Source organism: Knoellia pratensis (assembly GCF_042666395.1).
Taxonomy (GTDB): domain Bacteria; phylum Actinomycetota; class Actinomycetes; order Actinomycetales; family Dermatophilaceae; genus Knoellia; species Knoellia pratensis.
Genome location: NZ_JBHTDJ010000001.1, coordinates 278,002 through 292,809, shown reverse-complemented (window position 1 = coordinate 292,809; position 14,808 = coordinate 278,002). Strand labels below are relative to the sequence as shown.

Sequence of the window (14,808 nt, the reverse complement as noted above, 5' to 3'; positions counted from 1 at the left end):
GTGAATGTTCGCTGGAATGGTCCGTATGGGGCACGAAGTCATTTCGGGGTGGCCTTGTCGACAGCGGCTCCTCGGGGGAAAATGGCCCCGAGGTGAGCGTGATGGACACCACCCTCGGCATGGGCGCCCTGGTGATGTTGTCTGCCCTCTTGGCGGTCGTCGTGGCCCGACAGCAGTGTCGGCCTGCAGAGCCGCTGCCGCCGGTCCTGCTCGGACTCGAGCTGGCCCGGATGGCCGAGCACGTGCGCCTGGTCGAGGAGGGTGACCAGCCGTGGAAGGCCGAGCGGCTGGCCGCCATCACCTTGGCCTATGACCTGGTCCTGAGGGACTACTGCCGCAGCGTGGACCTCCCGGTGCCCGAGGGGCGGGGGTCCTTGTCGCGCAGCCAGCGCTTCGAGTTGGAGTCGGCCCTCATCACCCACGGCCACGACTGGTAAACCTCCGCTCAGCCCTCTGACCTGCGACGATGGCGCTCATGACCCGACTTCGCACCGTGTCGCCCAAGGACCGAGGCTGGACGCGACGACGGGCCGGCAAGGGTTTCAGCTACGTCGACCACACTGGCAGGCGCTTGCCCGCCGCCGAGATCGAGCGGATTCGCTCCCTGGCGATTCCTCCGGCCTGGGAGGACGTCTGGATCTGCTCCGTCGCCAACGGTCACCTGCAGGCCGTCGGCACCGATGATGCCGGTCGCCGCCAGTACCTCTATCACCCCCACTGGCGCGTCAAGCGCGACGAGCTGAAGTTCGACCGCCTCCTCGACGCCGCCGCGCAGTTCCCTGCCGCCCGCCGCCGCGTGACTCGTGATCTCCAACGCGAGGGTATGCCGCTCGAGCGGGCTGCCGCTGTCGCCGTGCGTCTGCTCGACCTCGGCTACTTCCGGATCGGCAACGACGTCTACACGGATGCCAACGGCTCCTTCGGCCTCACGACCCTCGAGCGCCAGCACGTCCGCAGGGTCGCCGAGGGGCTGCGGTTCTCCTTCGAGGGCAAGGGTGGGATCGCGCAGGAGGTCACCATCCGTGACAAGGACGTCGCATCGGCCCTCGACGTCATGCGCCGACGTCGGACGAAGTCCAACCGCGTCCTGGCCCATCGCACGGACTCCGGCTGGGTCGACCTCGAGGCGTCGGACGTCAACGCCTACCTCGCCGATCTCTTCGACGCCACGGTCACAGCCAAGGACTTCCGCACGTGGCACGCGACCGTCCACGCCGCCGCTGCCCTCGCCAGCTCGCCGGAGCCGGGCGACACCCAGGCCTCACGGCGCCGGGCGATCAAGGACTCCGTGGAGCAGGTTTCCGACTACCTCGGCAACACCCCCACGATCGCCCGCAAGTCCTACGTCGACCCCCGCGTCATCGACCACTACGAGAACGGCGAGACCATCGCGATCCCCAGGGCCACCGGCCGCGACCCGCTGAAGCGTCAAGCTCTGGTCGAGAAGGCCGTCCGCAACCTCCTCAGCTGAGGCCGGAGCGGTCGCAGCGGTCGCAGCAGTCGCAGCAGTCGACTCGACCCTCGTCAGTCCAGAGCGGCTCGGCGGCGCTGCAGGTAGCGACGTTCGGCATCGTTGGTGACCAGCGCCAGGGCTTCGTCATAGGCCCTGCGTGCGTCATCACTTCGCCCGGCCCGTCGGTGCAGGTCTGCTCGCACCGACGGGACCAGATGACCTGGCGGCAGCGCCCCCGAACTGACCTCGGGGGCGCTGGGGGGATCCGCGGCATCGGCCGGGTCGCCCTTGGCGAGTGCCTCGAGCACGGCGAGTCCCGCATCAGGTCCATCCCTCATCGCGACCGCGACCACCCGGTTGAGACGGACGGTCGGTGAGGGCACCTTGTCGACGAGCGCGTCGTAGAGGTCGACGATGCGCGACCAGTCGGTCAGTTCAGGCGTGGGCGCCGTGACGTGGGTGGCGGCGATCATCGCCTGGAGCTGGTAGGGGCCGAGCCTCTCGCGACGCGCCGCCCGGTGCAGCTCGCTCAGTCCACGGGCGATCAGGACCCCGTCCCACCGGCCGCGGTCCTGCTCCTCCAACGCCACCAGCACCCCGTTGTCGCTCACCCGTGTCCCGGCCCGTGCCTGGTGGAGCAGGACGAGGGCGAGCAGGCCACGGGCCTCTGCGTCATCGGGCATCAGCTCGACCACGAGGGACGCCAACCTGACGGCCTCGCCCTCGAGATCGGGGCGGGTCAGTGCGTCTCCCGAGCTCGCGGCATACCCCTCGTTGAACAACAGATAGATGACGGCCAGGACCGACGTGGTGCGCTCGGGGAGCAGGTGCGCAGGCGGGATGCGGTAGGGGATGCCCGCATCACGGATCTTGTGCTTGGCGCGCACCAGCCGCTTGGCCATCGTCGGCTCGGGGACCCCGAACGCCCGGGCGATCTCGGCCGTGGTCAGCCCGGCGAGGGTGCGCAAGGTCAGTGCGACCCGCGACTCGAAGGCCAGCGCGGGGTGGCAACAGGTGAAGATCAGGCGGAGGCGCTCATCGCCGATCCCGCTGTCCACGGCGTCAAGATCGGGGTCGAGCACGGCACCCTCCTCGGTCACCGCGAGCTCGGCCAGGCGGGCCTCACCAAGGCGGTCGCGACGCATCCGATCCAGCACGCGTCGCCGCGCCGCCGTGACCAGCCAGGCGCCGGGCCGGTCCGGCACGCCGTCGCGAGGCCACGTGCGCGCCGCGTCCACGAAGGCCTCCTGGGCGCCGTCCTCGGCGAGCTCGAAATCACGGCACCAGCCGATGAGAGAGGCGACCAACCGGGCCCACTCGTCCCGGAAGGCCGCGTCGAGAGCGCGACTCGCATCGTTCACTGCTCTCGCAGGGGCCGGATCTCGACCTGCCCGAAGGCGCAGGCGGGGTGCGCCGCAGCGATCTCGACGGCTTCATCGAGGTCGTCCACCTCGATGAGGGCGAACCCGCCGATCTGGTCCTTGGTCTCGAGGTACGGGCCGTCGGTGAGCAGGACCTCATCGCCCCGCACCCTCACGGTCGTGGCCGTGTGGCTGGGCCGCAACCCCTCGTGTGCGCGGATCACCCCGCGCTCCGACAGGTCGTCCAACCAGGCCGTGAAAGCGCGATGCCCTTCCGCGCTCGGCGATTGGGACGTGCGTTCCTCGTCCGCGCTGATCATCAACAGGTAGCGCATGGGGTCTCCTGGCATCGGTCGAAGGGCGGTCACCATGACGACGAGCGGCGCGGGCCTCGATGGACACCTGAGCCTTGCACGATGCCCAGGGCATCGCGGCCCGGTCCCCACCGCGTGTCCATCTGGCACGCGCCCGTTCGTCGACAGGGTGATGACTGACTGACAGCACCCTGCCCTGAAGGAGAACACCATGCCCACCGTCACCTCCGCGGACGGCAGCACCATCGCCTACGACCGAGCAGGCTCTGGACCCACCGTGGTCTTCGTCTCGGGCGCATTCAACGACCGGTCCACCTGGGCTCCGGTCGCGGCGCTGCTCCAGGACTCGTGCACCACCGTGTGCATCGACCGCCGCGGTCGCGGCGACAGTCGCGACGCGATCCTTGCGGCAGACGTCGCGTCCTACGAGGTCACCCGAGAGGTCGAGGACCTCGACGCCGTCATCGCCGCCGAGGGTGGCCGCGCAGCGGTCGTCGGATTCTCGTCCGGCGCAAACCTTGCCCTGTATGCCGCTGCGTCGGGTTCTGCGATCACGCGCCTGGCGCTCTACGAAGCCCCGTTCGCACTCGGCGGCTTGGCCGGTCGAGACCAAGAAGGCCTGCGCGACAGGCTTGCTCGCCTCATCGTGGAGGGCGAGCGAGGCGAGGCGGTCGCGACCATGCAGACCGACGGCATCGGACTCCCCGCAGAGCTCGTCGAGCAGATCAAGCGGTCGCCGATGTGGCCCTCTCTCGAGGCGATCGCCCAGACCGTCGTCTATGACGCCACCATCACCGGCGGCGCGAACCTCCCCACTCGCGCGATGACCGACCTTGACCTGGACGTCTGCGTCCTTGCGGGCAAGGAGTCGTGGGAGGGCCTGCGCTCAGCGAGCGCGGAGCTGCCGAGCCGCCTCTCGCGGGCCACCTACGTCGAGGTCGAGGGCGGGGCCGACCACGGGATCCCGGCGCAGGCGACCGCGGCCGCCCTGCGTCGCTTCCTCGTGGCCTGAACCCGTCTCAGGCGAGATCGAGCCACAGCTGCAGGGTGGCCCAGGTCCCTGCGGCAAGCACCGCGCCGAACGTGCCGATCCACACGAACGCGGGTATGCCGGTCAGCTGACGGAGGACTGCCGCGTCACTTCCGCGGTCGTGACGTCCGTGCGCCGAGGTGAGGGCGCCGAGGTGACGCCACGCGCCGATGAGCAGCACCAGTCCGGTGGTCACGACGGCGAGCGCCTGGACCTCGTCGTTGCGCCACCACCACAGGGCGCCGATGCCGACGCCGGCCGCCGCGACCGTGGCCAAGGTCCCGGCAGAGCGAACGAAAACGAGCACGACGACCAGGGTGAGCAGGCACGCGAACAGGAGCGCGGCGGCATACCCCGTCGTTGCCGACCACACCATGAGCAGACCGACGAGAGCCGGCATCGGGTAGCCGGCCCACGTCGTCGCGATGCGGCCGATGCCGCGAGCCGGGCCGACGGTCACGGCGTGGCCGGACATGTCACCGCGCACGACGAAGCCGGTGAAGCGGCGGCCGAACGCGATGCCGATGATCGCGTGGCCGAGTTCGTGCACGAGGGTGACGGCGATGCGCAGCTGCAGCCAGATCGTCGGGACGAGGACGACGGCGAGGGCTGCGAGGGCTGCTGTGGCAAGGGCTCCGGCGTTGAGACCGGGCGTGGCCGAGCCGAGCCGCGAGGTGAGTTCGGTGCCGACGTCCATGGGGCGTGAGCGTAGGCGGACGGTCTGTGTGCGCCGGTTCTGGGTGCCAAAAAGCAACAAAAGGTTGCCTATGTCGCGTTCTCGCCTTATGTTGGCTGCAACCAATGATTGCGGGAACGGAGTAGGCCATGGAGCTCACGGAGTTCGGCACGCTGGAGCGAGAGATCCGCATCGACGCGAGCCCCGAGGTCGTCTTCGACGTCATCAGCCGACCCGAGCACATCCGCGAGTGGTGGTCCGACGACGCGACCCTCGAGTCGGATGCTCGTCCGGGCGTGATGGGCGAGCTCATCTGGGCCGACCGCGACCAGCCGGTCCCCTTCGTCGTCGTCCAGAGTGACCCGCCGCGCACGTTCTCGTTCCGCTGGACCTCGCCCGATGGAGAGACCCCGGCGGTGGGCAACTCGCTCCTCGTGACGATCGACCTGCAGTCGTCGCCTCCGGGCACGGTGCTGCGCCTGACGGAGACGGGCTTCCGCGAGAAGGGCTGGGAGGCAGCGGTCCTCGAAGAGGCGTTCCACGACCACGAGCGCGGCTGGGACTTCTTCCTCCCTCGACTGCGCGCCCACGCAGCGAAGGTCGGATCGCGATGACCACCGTGGTCGACGACCAATTGTGGTCCGCCATCGGGGACCCGATCCGGCGCCAGGTGCTCGACATCCTCGTGGCCGATGGGTCCGCGACGTCGACGAGCCTGAGCGAGCGACTCCCCGTCACCCGACAGGCCGTGGCCAAGCACCTCGCGGTCCTTGACCGGGCTGGCCTCGTGCACGCCCAGTCCGCCGGACGCGAGAAGCACTACCGGCTGGACGACGCCCAGTTCGCCCGGGCCGTCGTTCAGCTCACGGCAGTCGGCAAGACCTGGGACGCACGCCTGCACCGCATCAAGAAGTTGGCGGAGTCCATCGAGAGTCTGAGCCAGAGCCAGAGCAGCTAGGCCCTTCGACCACGACTTCGTGCCCCGCACGGACTACTCGCTGGCGCTCGCCGTCCGTGCGGGGCACGAAGTCGACGCCCTGCCCTTCCCGAAGGTCATCAGGTCGGCGTGATCGGATGGGGCTGTGACCGACGCACTGTCAGCTGACCCCTGGCTCACCGACACACTGGATCTCGACGCCTACCTCGCGCGCACCGGCGCCGTGGCCGAGCCGCCGAGCCTCGAGGCGCTGACCCGACTCCAGACCGCGCACGTCCGCACCTTCACCTTCGACAACCTCGACGTCCTGCTCGGCACTCACCCCGGCGTCAGCCTGCCAGCGATCCAGGCGAAGTTCGTCGGTCGCGGTCGCGGCGGCTACTGCTTCGAGCACGCCTCCCTCTTCGCGGCCGTCCTGCACAACCTGGGGTATGCCGTGACGCGTCACCTTGGTCGTGTCGGCGACCCCCACCTCGCGCCGCGTACGCACCTGGTCGTCATGCTCGACCTCAATGGCGAGCGGCTCATCTGCGACCCGGGCTTCGGACGGTCGCCGCTTGCCCCGATCCCTCTGGTCGACGGGGCCGACGTGACAGCGGGAGGGTGGCGACACGGCATACGCAAGATTTCCGACGGAACCACGCAGGCGTGGGAAGTGTTGCGGCACACCGGAGATGAGTGGGAGGTCATGCACACCATCGACTCGTTGCCGGTGCGCCCCGTCGACGTGGCAATGGGTCACCACTGGACGAGTACGCAGCCGACGAGCCACTTCATGACCTCACTCATGTGCGTGGCGCACGGCGTCGACTCGGACGGCACCGCGCTCATCGCAGCCCTCACCGAGGATGCGGTCACCATCCGGCGCCCGGGTCAGGCGACCGAGCACCGAGCGATCACCCCCGATGACTTCGAGTCATTGCCAGGGCTCATCGACAGCCTCGGGGCCAACCTCACCGCGGCCGAAGGCGCGGCACTCGTCGACGTGGTCCGCCGCCTCCGGTCCACGAACACCTCATGACCGCGTTGCCGGCCACGATCGACCGCCTCGGCATCCCCGGGATCGTCGACGTGCACACCCACTTCATGCCCGAGCCCGTCCTGGCCAAGGTGTGGAAGTTCTTCGACGGAGTCGAGGCGCGGACCGGGAACGCGTGGCCGATCACCTACCGCGGTGACGAGGAGGCTCGGCTCGAGCAGCTGCGCGGATTCGGAGTGATCGCGTTCACGTCGATGCTCTACCCCCACAAACCAGGTATGGCCGCGTGGCTCAACGGGTGGGCCGCAGACTTCGCGGCGCGCACTACGGACTGCCTCCAGACGGCGACCTTCTTTCCCGAGGAGTCCGCGGGCGCCGATGTTGCGGCCGCTCTCGAGTCGGGGGCGCGCGTCTTCAAGTCGCACGTCCAGGTCGGTGCCTATGACCCGCGCGACCCGCTGCTCGATCCCGTGTGGGGCCAGCTCGAGGACGCCGGCACGCCGATCGTCATTCACTGCGGCGGCGGGCCCGACGCCGGAGCCTTCACCGGACCCGGGCCGGTCGCGGAGGTGCTGCGCAGGTTCCCGCAGCTGCAGCTCGTCATCGCGCACATGGGAGCACCCGAGTACTCCGAGTTCCTCGACCTTGCCGAGCAGTATGACCGCGTCCACCTCGACACGACCATGGCCTTCCACGCGTTCATGGAGCAGCTGGCGCCCTTCCCGGTCGCGGAGCGTCAGCGGCTGGTCGCTCTGGGTGATCGCGTCCTGTTCGGCAGTGACTTCCCCAACATCCCCTACCCCTACGACGAAGCAGTTGCCGCTGTGGTCGATCTCGACCTCGGCGACGACTGGTTGCGAGCGGTGCTGCACGACAACGCTGCTCGCATGTTCGACTTCGAGCGCGCAGGCCGACGGCCTTCTGATTGAGTCACACGGGTTGGCTGAGCAGCGTGCCCGTGGCGACCGTGACGGCCTGCCCGGAGAGCATGACCCTGTCCCCCCGGACGTCACAGACCACGAGTCCACCGCGGGCTGAGGCCTGGTAACCGGTCAGCTGCGCCCTCCCGAGCCGGCCGGCCCAGAACGGCGCCAGGACGGTGTGCGCCCCGCCAGTGACGGGATCCTCCGGGATCCCGACGGCCGGGCAGAAGGTGCGCGAGACGAAGTCGTAGTCGGCGGAGGGATCATCCGCGACTGCGGTCACAGTCACGCTTCGGACGGGCAACCGCGAGATGGCAGCCATGTCCGGGGCAAGGTCCCGGACTGCGCGCTCGGAGGCGAGCAGCACCGTCACCTTGTCCAGGAGCTCGGTCCGGAAGCACGCTGTCACCGGTCCGCCCAGGGCCTGTTGGAGTCCGCGGAGTGGGTCGATCGCGATCGCATCGTGTGCCGGGAAGTCCAGCGTGATCAACCCATCGGTCTGTGGCCTGACCCGAAGCACTCCGCTCCGAGTGCAGTAGCGGACCCATTCACCGTTGGCGTCACGCAGGCCGGCATCCAGCAGACCGGCGCCGCGCAGGGCGTGAGTCGCGGCCAACGTGGCGTGCCCGCACAGAAGTGCCTCGTTGACCGGGGTGAACCAGCGCAGTCCCCATTCGGGCTCGTGCCCACGCTGCGGCAGGACGAACGCCGTCTCGGACGCGCGCATCTCTGCGGCGACGTCAAGCATCCAGGCCTCACCAGGCCACTCCCGGCAGGGGAGCAGACAGGCCACCGCCGGGTTGCCCCTGAACGGCCGGTCCGCGAACGCATCGACGATCCACATCCGCATACGGCGAGGCCAGCCATGCCTGCCTCCTCGCGGTCAGGTCCACTTCGGGATCTGTGGACTGAGATCTGCCGCATGGCTCGATCACGGTGGGTGCGCGAAGCAGACTGTTGGCATGAGCGACGCGTCCGTGGGGTTTGTCGGGCTGGGTGTCATGGGTCAGCCCATCGCGCTGAACCTGGTGCGAGCGGGTCATCCGCTCCTGGTCTGGAACCGGACGACTGGCAGGAGCCGAGCACTGGCCGACGAGGGTGCCTTGGTGGCCGAGACAGCGGCCCAGGTGTTTGCGCGTTCGTCAGTGGTCATCCTCATGCTCGCCAACGCTGGCGCTGTTGACGACGTTCTGGGCCGCGGGAGCGCGGACTTCGGTGAGCGGGTTGCGAACCGCCTCATCGTCTCGATGGGGACGACGTCACCCGCCTACTCCCAGGGACTCGAGACCGACATCCGCTCGCACGGTGGACGCTACGTCGAGGCGCCGGTGTCAGGGTCACGCACCACCGCAGAAGCCGGTCAGCTGGTGGGGATGCTTGCGGGTGAGGTCGAGGCGGTCCAGGTGGTCCAACCTCTCCTGAAGTCCCTGTGCCGCGACGTGGCAGTGTGCGGGCACGTTCCGCAGGCGTTGCTCATGAAGCTGGCAGTCAACACGTTCCTGATCACGCAGGTCACCGGGCTCGCGGAGTCGTTCCACCTCGCGAAGCAGCAGGGCCTTGATCTCGAACAGTTGGTGCGCGTCCTGGATGCCGGCCCCATGGCGAGCACCACGATGCGACTGAAGGCGTCGATGATGCTCGCGGACGACTACCCGGTGCAGGCGTCCATCAAGGACGTGTCGGTGAACACGCAGCTGATCACCGAGGCCGCCCACGAGTCGGGGATCCAGGTCCCGCTGATGGACGTGTGTCACGACCTCTTCACCGAGGCATCTGCGCTGGGACTGGGAGCGGACGACATGGCCGTGGTCCTCAAGGCGCTCGAGGCCCGCGAGAGCGGGATGGGCAGGGACCTTCAGCGATGAACCAGGCGATGTTGCCCGCGGCCAGTGTCGCGGGGGACGTTGCTGGCTGGGGTGTTGTTGTGTCCAGCCCCGTCGCCATCGCCACCGCGGCGTTGGTGCGCGACGGTCGCATCCTGATGGTCCACAGGAACCCGACGCGGCGTTGGTACCCCGACTGCTGGGATCTCGCCGGTGGCCACATCGAGGCGGGCGAGTCCCCAGAGCAGGCCGTGATCAGGGAGTGCCGTGAGGAACTCGGTGTGCGCATCCGGGACCCGCGGCCGATCCCGATGACGTTCACGGATCCCGGCATCGAGATGCACGCGTTCGTGGTCGCGCACTGGGAAGGCGAGCCGGTCAATGCCGCGCCGGACGAGCACGACCAGCTCAGCTGGTTCGAATCCGCCGATCTGGCACACCTGACGCTTGCCGACCCGGCGAGTCTGCCGGACATCCTGCAGGCGATCCGAGCCGCAACGGCCGACGTGCATCTCCGCACCGACCCCTGAGGGTCCGTACCCCTGAGGGTCCGTACCCCTGAGGGTCCGTACCCCTGAGGGTCCGTGGCCGTTGCGGCAGGGTCAGGCGGTCACGCCAGGTGGGCGGACGGCATACGGGAAGGTGTCTTCGCGGTCCTGGAAGGCAAGGATGTCCGTGTTGCGGATCTCGCCGTCCTGGATCTCGATGGCCCGCTCGATCGTCGACTCCTGCGCCCACGCCGAAGGTCCCGACAGGACCGTGCGCAGGTGCGGCAGGAGCGCCTCGCTGTTGACCCACGTCGCCGAGTTCCAGAGGTAGGACGGCGTGTGGTCGACGGCGTAGTAGGTCATGTTGTCGCCGACGGTGAAGGTCGGGTCCTCGAAGCTCGTCGGTCGGGCCCAGCTGAAGCCCATGCCCTCGTCGCACGACACGTCGACGATGAGACTGCCCGGCCGGAACCTGCGGAGGTCCTTCTCCTGCAGGAAGGTCCACGGTGACGCGGTGTCCTGCAGCACGCAGTTGACGACGATGTCGTTGTCCGAGAGATAGGACGCGAGGGGGATGCGGCCCTCGTTGGTCACGGCGCACGTCTGCGACGGGTCGTCGTCGTCGTGGTCGAGGTGGACGATCTGCACCGAGTGGATCGGTGAGGCGACGGCGGCAACCTTGCGGCTCGTGAGCACGCGGACGTCGTCGATGCCCTGAGCGCTCAGCGCGGTCACTGCTCCACGGGCCGTTGCACCGAAGCCGATGACGACGGCACGCAACCGACGCCCATAGGTGCCGGTGGTGCCCGACAGGGCGAGGGCGTGCATGACGGACGAGTAGCCCGCGAGCTCGTTGTTGAGGTGGAACACGTGGAGGAGGAAGCTGCCGTCACGCGCCCAGTGGTTCATGGCCTCGAACGCGATGAGGGTGAGCTTGCGGTCGATCGCCTCCTGGGTCAGCGCCTGGTCCTGGACACAGTGCGGCCAGCCCCACACGATCTGCCCGTCACGCAGCTCCGCGAGGTCCTCGGACTGCACCTTGGGCTGCAGGATGATGTCGCACTCGGCGATGAGCTCATCGCGCGTGCGCACCCCGCCGAGCTGACTGGCGAGCGTCTCGTCGGTGACACCGAACGGCAGGCCGTAGCCCTCCTCGACGAAGATCTGCGCTCGCAGTTCCGGGTCGATCCGATCGATGTGACTGGGGTGGATCGGCAGCCGGTGCTCGTTCTCCTTGCGGGAGTGAGCCATCACTCCGAGCGTGAGGAGGGCGGTGGAACTGGCGTCAGCGCTTCTTGCCATGCAGCGTCGTCTCGATCCCGGTTGACTCGGCGGCCTTCGACTTCTTGTCGGCCCGCTTTTCCTTGATGGACTTGCCGGACTTCTTGGTCAACGCGTGGCGTGGTGACTTGTCGGACATGATCAGTCCCTTGGTGGGGAGACCCGAAGGGTCCCGCTGTCCGGAGACTACGCCCTCGCGTGGGAGATACCCCTCGGGTATGCCGCCCTCTCGGCCCCCGCTGTCATCTCACCTCACGCTCCCCTTGCGTCTGCGGATGTGGCGGTTCCAGCGACCGGATCCGCAGACGCAACGGGAGGGCCCCTGCCGTGTGGGAGTCAGGTGCGGGGTTGGGTCTGCTCGATGTGGGTGGCGAGGGTGGTGCGGAGTTTCGCGGCCTTGCGTGACCGCAGGAGGGACACCAGCTCCTCGTGCTCGCCGACGAGCCCGAGCATGTGAGGCGTGGTGGTGGGCTCCCCGAGGCGGCCGAGTCGGACGAAGGCCCCGAGCTGGCCGAGCATTCTCGACAGCGTGGGCATGCGCGCTGCCCCGGCCATCGCCAGATGGAACTCCTCGTCGAGGCGCAGGAAGGTCTCGGCCTCGCCGGCATCGGCAGCCCGTCGCTGCTTGAGCAGGAGCAGGTCCAGTCGGTCGAGGTCGTCCTCGTCGCGCAGCTCGCAGGCCGCTGCGGTGGCGGCACCCTCGAGGGCCACGCGCAGGGTCGTGATCTCTCGCCGGTGCTCGACCGAGACGTCGACGACGAGGAGCTGGCGACGCGCCCCGGTCTCGAGGAGGCCGTCGCTCTGCAGGCGACGCAAGGCCTCACGGACCGGAGTGCGCGACACCGAGTGCTGCTGGGCCAGAAGCACCTCGTCGAGGGGCGTCCCGGGTGTCAGGGCGCCGGACATGATCTCGGCGAGCACCGCCTGACGCACCCGGTCGGCCTTGGTCCCCGCCTCGCTCGAAGTCACGAGCAGCGACCCTACTTCGCGAAGATCTGCGACTCGTCCGCGAAGGCCTTGAACTCCATCGCGTTGCCGGACGGGTCGAGGAAGAACATCGTCCACTGCTCGCCGGGCTGCCCTTCGAAGCGCAGGTAGGGGTCGATGACGAAGGTCGCGGCCGCCGTCTGCATCTTCGACGACAGATCGTGGAAGTCGTCGATCGAGAGCACGGCACCGAAGTGCGGCACGGGCACCTCGTGCGAGTCGACGTGGTTGTGTCCGGCCGGGCCGGGGTGAACGGCGACCTCGTGGGTCACGACCTGGTGGCCGTAGAAGTTCCAGTCGATCCACTGCTCTGCGGAGCGACCCTCGGACAGTCCGAGGACGCCGCCATAGAAGGCGCGGGCGGCGGCGATGTCGTCGACGGGGATGGCGAGGTGGAAACAGGGGCGAGCGGTCACGGCATACTCCAGGGGTTGTTGTGTGCAAGTCCAACAAATGTATACATAAGTCCCAAAGAGCGCAAGGGGATCAGCTCCCGGCGAGCAGCGCCGTCATGTCACCCACCGGACCGAGGTGCTCGAGCTTGTCGGGGTTGATCTGGTTGCGCAGGCCGACGACCCGACCGTCGGCGATGTCGATCATGAGGACGCCGAGGAGGTCGCCGTCGGGCCCGATCTCGAGGACGGCCGGATCGCCATTGGCATGCGTGAACTCGAGGCGGATGCCCAGAGCGTCGCCGCGGCGGACGAGACCGAGGAGGAAGCGACCGACCGCTGTCGCGCCGTGCATCGGCTTCTGGATCGCCGGCGCCTTGCCACCACCATCACCCCAGAACGTTACGTCCTCGGCGAGCAGCGCCTCGAGGTCCTCGAGCCCGCCTCCGGCCACGGCAGCGAGGAACGCCATCGCAAGCTCGTCCCGCCGCTCCGCCGACGCCTCGAACCGCGGGCGCCCCTCCGCGAGATGTCGCCGCGCTCGCGAAAAGTGCTGTCGGCAGGTGGATTGCGACGCCTCGACCACCTCAGCGATGGCCGGGTAGTCGTAGCCCAGGGCCTCACGGAGGATGAACACAGCCCGCTCGATCGGCGTCAGCTGCTCCATGAGCACGAGGACAGCGGCGGACACGGAGTCGTCGAGCTCCACTCGAGTGGCCGGGTCCGGTGCCCGGCCCTCGACGAGCGGTTCGGGGAGCCACGGCCCGACGTAGGCCTCGCGGCGAACTCGCGCCGACCGCAAGGTGTCGATGGCCAGTCGCGTCGTGACCGTCGTGGCCCACGCGTCGAGGTTGTCGGGTTCGGTTCCGTCGGTGGCGGCCCGGGTCATCTTCAGGAACGCCTCCTGGACGACGTCCTCGGCCTCGGCGACACTGCCCAGCATCCGGTAGGCCACCGAGAACATCAGCGGTCGAAGTTCGTCGTGGGACTGCGCGATAACGGTCACCGACACAGAATTTCACGATCGGCTGTCACAGGGTGAACGGCTGTTTCGTCGGAGGGGTGTCAGCAACACCATGCACGAAGACTCAGGAGCAGAGCATGCGCATCCTTCTCGCCGGCGCGACCGGCGCCATCGGCCACAGCCTCACCCCGGCCCTCGTCGCGGCCGGTCACACCGTGTTCGGGACCACCCGCACGGATCACAACCGCGCCGCCATCGCAGCCATGGGGGCCACACCGGTCCTCATGGACGGACTCGACCGCGACTCGGTCATGGCGGCGGTCAAGGAGTCCCAGCCCGAGGTCGTCCTCCACCAGCTCACCGCCCTCAAGGGTGGGATCAACCCCAAGCACTTCGACCGCGACTTCGCCATGACCAACCGGCTCCGTAGCGAGGGGACCGACCACCTGCTCGAGGCGGCTCGGGCGCAGGGGGTCCGGCAGTTCATCGCCCAGAGCTACGCAGGGTGGCCGGCCCCCCGCACCGGCCCGGCCGTCCTCGACGAGAGTGCGGGCTTCGACCCTCAGGTCGGCCCAGAGGCACGCGAGACGCTCGCCGCCATCCGCTACGTCGAGGAGGCCGTCCTTGCGGCGACGGACCTCGAGGCCAAGGCCCTGCGCTATGGCGGGTTCTACGGCCCCGGCACCGGCCTGACCCTCGCCGACGACAGCGAGATGGTGAAGATGATCCGCGGCCGCAAGCTGCCGGTCGTCGGTTCCGGAGCCGGCATCTGGTCGTTCATCCACGCCGTCGACGCCGCATCGGCGACGGTCGCCGCGATCGAGCGTGGGGCGCCGGGTGTCTACAACGTCGTCGATGACGACCCGGCGCCGGTCTCCGAGTGGCTGCCGCTGCTGGCGCGCGAACTCGGCGCCAAGCCGCCACGCCATGTCCCGGCGTGGCTCGCGAAGCCCCTCGTCGGCGAGCACGGTCTCAACCTCATGACCTCGGCCCGTGGCGCGTCCAACGACAAGGCGAAGCGCGAACTCGGGTGGACCCTGACCTACCCGTCCTGGCGTCAGGGCTTCGTCGCCGGGCTGTGACTCGTCGCCTGGGCGTGACTCGTCACGGGGCTGCGACTCGAACTCCGGCGGTCACTCCCGGTCCCGGACTGCCCGGCGGGGACTCCCCGTCGGGCGGGAACGGGCGTAGCGTCGTGTC

The 14,808-nt window shown here is 68.9% G+C and carries 19 protein-coding genes; 10 read left to right on the top strand and 9 right to left on the bottom strand.

Annotated elements, in window-relative coordinates; all coding sequences use genetic code 11:
* Positions 1-101 precede the first annotated feature (101 nt).
* Positions 102-437: a hypothetical protein gene (locus ACFQRE_RS01440; RefSeq protein ID WP_380118045.1), complete on the top strand. Its 336-nt coding sequence runs from the start codon at positions 102-104 to the stop codon at positions 435-437.
* 38 nt (positions 438-475) lie between these two features.
* The gene (locus tag ACFQRE_RS01435) at positions 476-1,471 is read left to right on the top strand and encodes a DNA topoisomerase IB (protein WP_380118043.1); all 996 of its coding nucleotides are present in this window, start codon (positions 476-478) and stop codon (positions 1,469-1,471) included.
* A 53-nt stretch (positions 1,472-1,524) separates the two neighbouring features.
* On the opposite strand, the gene ACFQRE_RS01430 is transcribed toward ACFQRE_RS01435, so the two are convergent.
* Positions 1,525-2,814, bottom strand: a complete 1,290-nt coding sequence (locus ACFQRE_RS01430) for an RNA polymerase sigma factor (RefSeq protein WP_380118041.1) — start codon at positions 2,812-2,814, stop codon at positions 1,525-1,527.
* Entirely contained in the window at positions 2,811-3,149 is a 339-nt protein-coding gene (locus ACFQRE_RS01425; protein ID WP_380118039.1) for a YciI family protein, read from the bottom strand. Before ACFQRE_RS01425 ends, ACFQRE_RS01430 begins: the two co-directional genes overlap by 4 nt.
* Positions 3,150-3,339: 190 nt before the next feature.
* On the opposite strand from ACFQRE_RS01425, the gene ACFQRE_RS01420 reads away from it, so the two are divergent.
* On the top strand, positions 3,340-4,140 hold the full coding sequence (locus ACFQRE_RS01420; RefSeq protein ID WP_380118037.1) for an alpha/beta fold hydrolase: 801 nt from the start codon (positions 3,340-3,342) through the stop codon (positions 4,138-4,140).
* 7 nt (positions 4,141-4,147) lie between these two features.
* Here ACFQRE_RS01420 and ACFQRE_RS01415 read toward each other — a convergent pair whose 3' ends face one another.
* Positions 4,148-4,855, bottom strand: coding sequence for a M50 family metallopeptidase (locus ACFQRE_RS01415; protein WP_380118035.1), 708 nt, complete (start codon positions 4,853-4,855; stop codon positions 4,148-4,150).
* 128 nt (positions 4,856-4,983) lie between these two features.
* Between ACFQRE_RS01415 and ACFQRE_RS01410 the strand changes: the two genes are divergently transcribed.
* The 4 genes from ACFQRE_RS01410 to ACFQRE_RS01395 all read left to right on the top strand — a co-directional run bounded on the left by ACFQRE_RS01410 (position 4,984) and on the right by ACFQRE_RS01395 (position 7,679).
* Positions 4,984-5,448 carry an SRPBCC domain-containing protein gene (locus ACFQRE_RS01410; protein WP_380118033.1) on the top strand — a complete coding sequence of 155 codons (465 nt, stop codon included), beginning with the start codon at positions 4,984-4,986 and terminating at the stop codon, positions 5,446-5,448.
* Positions 5,445-5,792 (top strand): ArsR/SmtB family transcription factor, encoded by a 348-nt coding sequence (locus ACFQRE_RS01405; RefSeq protein WP_380118031.1) that lies wholly within the window; start codon positions 5,445-5,447, stop codon positions 5,790-5,792. Before ACFQRE_RS01410 ends, ACFQRE_RS01405 begins: the two co-directional genes overlap by 4 nt.
* A 124-nt stretch (positions 5,793-5,916) precedes the next feature.
* Entirely contained in the window at positions 5,917-6,792 is an 876-nt protein-coding gene (locus tag ACFQRE_RS01400; protein WP_380118029.1) for an arylamine N-acetyltransferase family protein, read from the top strand.
* Positions 6,789-7,679 carry an amidohydrolase family protein gene (locus tag ACFQRE_RS01395; protein WP_380118026.1) on the top strand — a complete coding sequence of 297 codons (891 nt, stop codon included), beginning with the start codon at positions 6,789-6,791 and terminating at the stop codon, positions 7,677-7,679. Before ACFQRE_RS01400 ends, ACFQRE_RS01395 begins: the two co-directional genes overlap by 4 nt.
* A gap of 1 nt (position 7,680) precedes the next feature.
* Here ACFQRE_RS01395 and ACFQRE_RS01390 read toward each other — a convergent pair whose 3' ends face one another.
* The gene (locus ACFQRE_RS01390) at positions 7,681-8,523 is read right to left on the bottom strand and encodes a PhzF family phenazine biosynthesis protein (RefSeq protein WP_380118024.1); all 843 of its coding nucleotides are present in this window, start codon (positions 8,521-8,523) and stop codon (positions 7,681-7,683) included.
* 112 nt (positions 8,524-8,635) lie between these two features.
* On the opposite strand from ACFQRE_RS01390, the gene ACFQRE_RS01385 reads away from it, so the two are divergent.
* On the top strand, positions 8,636-9,538 hold the full coding sequence (locus ACFQRE_RS01385; RefSeq protein ID WP_380118021.1) for an NAD(P)-dependent oxidoreductase: 903 nt from the start codon (positions 8,636-8,638) through the stop codon (positions 9,536-9,538).
* 59 nt (positions 9,539-9,597) lie between these two features.
* Complete coding sequence (locus ACFQRE_RS01380; protein ID WP_380118018.1) at positions 9,598-10,026, top strand: NUDIX domain-containing protein; 429 nt, start codon at positions 9,598-9,600, stop codon at positions 10,024-10,026.
* A gap of 72 nt (positions 10,027-10,098) precedes the next feature.
* Here the strand turns inward: ACFQRE_RS01380 and ACFQRE_RS01375 are convergent, their stop codons facing one another.
* The 5 genes from ACFQRE_RS01375 to ACFQRE_RS01355 form a co-directional block, all read right to left on the bottom strand.
* Positions 10,099-11,286: a N(5)-(carboxyethyl)ornithine synthase gene (locus tag ACFQRE_RS01375; protein ID WP_380118016.1), complete on the bottom strand. Its 1,188-nt coding sequence runs from the start codon at positions 11,284-11,286 to the stop codon at positions 10,099-10,101.
* Complete coding sequence (locus tag ACFQRE_RS01370) at positions 11,270-11,404, bottom strand: hypothetical protein (protein ID WP_009776817.1); 135 nt, start codon at positions 11,402-11,404, stop codon at positions 11,270-11,272. The genes ACFQRE_RS01375 and ACFQRE_RS01370 overlap by 17 nt, the downstream gene beginning before the upstream one ends.
* A 197-nt stretch (positions 11,405-11,601) precedes the next feature.
* Positions 11,602-12,234: a GntR family transcriptional regulator gene (locus ACFQRE_RS01365; RefSeq protein WP_380118013.1), complete on the bottom strand. Its 633-nt coding sequence runs from the start codon at positions 12,232-12,234 to the stop codon at positions 11,602-11,604.
* 11 nt (positions 12,235-12,245) lie between these two features.
* On the bottom strand, positions 12,246-12,668 hold the full coding sequence (locus ACFQRE_RS01360) for a VOC family protein (RefSeq protein ID WP_380118011.1): 423 nt from the start codon (positions 12,666-12,668) through the stop codon (positions 12,246-12,248).
* A gap of 70 nt (positions 12,669-12,738) precedes the next feature.
* Positions 12,739-13,650 (bottom strand): RNA polymerase sigma-70 factor, encoded by a 912-nt coding sequence (locus tag ACFQRE_RS01355; protein ID WP_380118009.1) that lies wholly within the window; start codon positions 13,648-13,650, stop codon positions 12,739-12,741.
* A 95-nt stretch (positions 13,651-13,745) separates the two neighbouring features.
* On the opposite strand from ACFQRE_RS01355, the gene ACFQRE_RS01350 reads away from it, so the two are divergent.
* Positions 13,746-14,690 carry an NAD-dependent epimerase/dehydratase family protein gene (locus tag ACFQRE_RS01350; protein WP_380118007.1) on the top strand — a complete coding sequence of 315 codons (945 nt, stop codon included), beginning with the start codon at positions 13,746-13,748 and terminating at the stop codon, positions 14,688-14,690.
* Positions 14,691-14,808 lie beyond the last annotated feature (118 nt).

Coding starts and splice junctions, on each gene's coding strand:
- ACFQRE_RS01440 (WP_380118045.1), top strand. CDS start 102: ATGGACACCACCCTCGGCATGGGCGCCCTGGTGATGTTGTCTGCCCTC.
- ACFQRE_RS01435 (WP_380118043.1), top strand. CDS start 476: ATGACCCGACTTCGCACCGTGTCGCCCAAGGACCGAGGCTGGACGCGA.
- ACFQRE_RS01425 (WP_380118039.1), bottom strand. CDS start 3,149: ATGCGCTACCTGTTGATGATCAGCGCGGACGAGGAACGCACGTCCCAA.
- ACFQRE_RS01420 (WP_380118037.1), top strand. CDS start 3,340: ATGCCCACCGTCACCTCCGCGGACGGCAGCACCATCGCCTACGACCGA.
- ACFQRE_RS01415 (WP_380118035.1), bottom strand. CDS start 4,855: ATGGACGTCGGCACCGAACTCACCTCGCGGCTCGGCTCGGCCACGCCC.
- ACFQRE_RS01410 (WP_380118033.1), top strand. CDS start 4,984: ATGGAGCTCACGGAGTTCGGCACGCTGGAGCGAGAGATCCGCATCGAC.
- ACFQRE_RS01405 (WP_380118031.1), top strand. CDS start 5,445: ATGACCACCGTGGTCGACGACCAATTGTGGTCCGCCATCGGGGACCCG.
- ACFQRE_RS01395 (WP_380118026.1), top strand. CDS start 6,789: ATGACCGCGTTGCCGGCCACGATCGACCGCCTCGGCATCCCCGGGATC.
- ACFQRE_RS01390 (WP_380118024.1), bottom strand. CDS start 8,523: ATGCGGATGTGGATCGTCGATGCGTTCGCGGACCGGCCGTTCAGGGGC.
- ACFQRE_RS01385 (WP_380118021.1), top strand. CDS start 8,636: ATGAGCGACGCGTCCGTGGGGTTTGTCGGGCTGGGTGTCATGGGTCAG.
- ACFQRE_RS01375 (WP_380118016.1), bottom strand. CDS start 11,286: ATGGCAAGAAGCGCTGACGCCAGTTCCACCGCCCTCCTCACGCTCGGA.
- ACFQRE_RS01370 (WP_009776817.1), bottom strand. CDS start 11,404: ATGTCCGACAAGTCACCACGCCACGCGTTGACCAAGAAGTCCGGCAAG.
- ACFQRE_RS01350 (WP_380118007.1), top strand. CDS start 13,746: ATGCGCATCCTTCTCGCCGGCGCGACCGGCGCCATCGGCCACAGCCTC.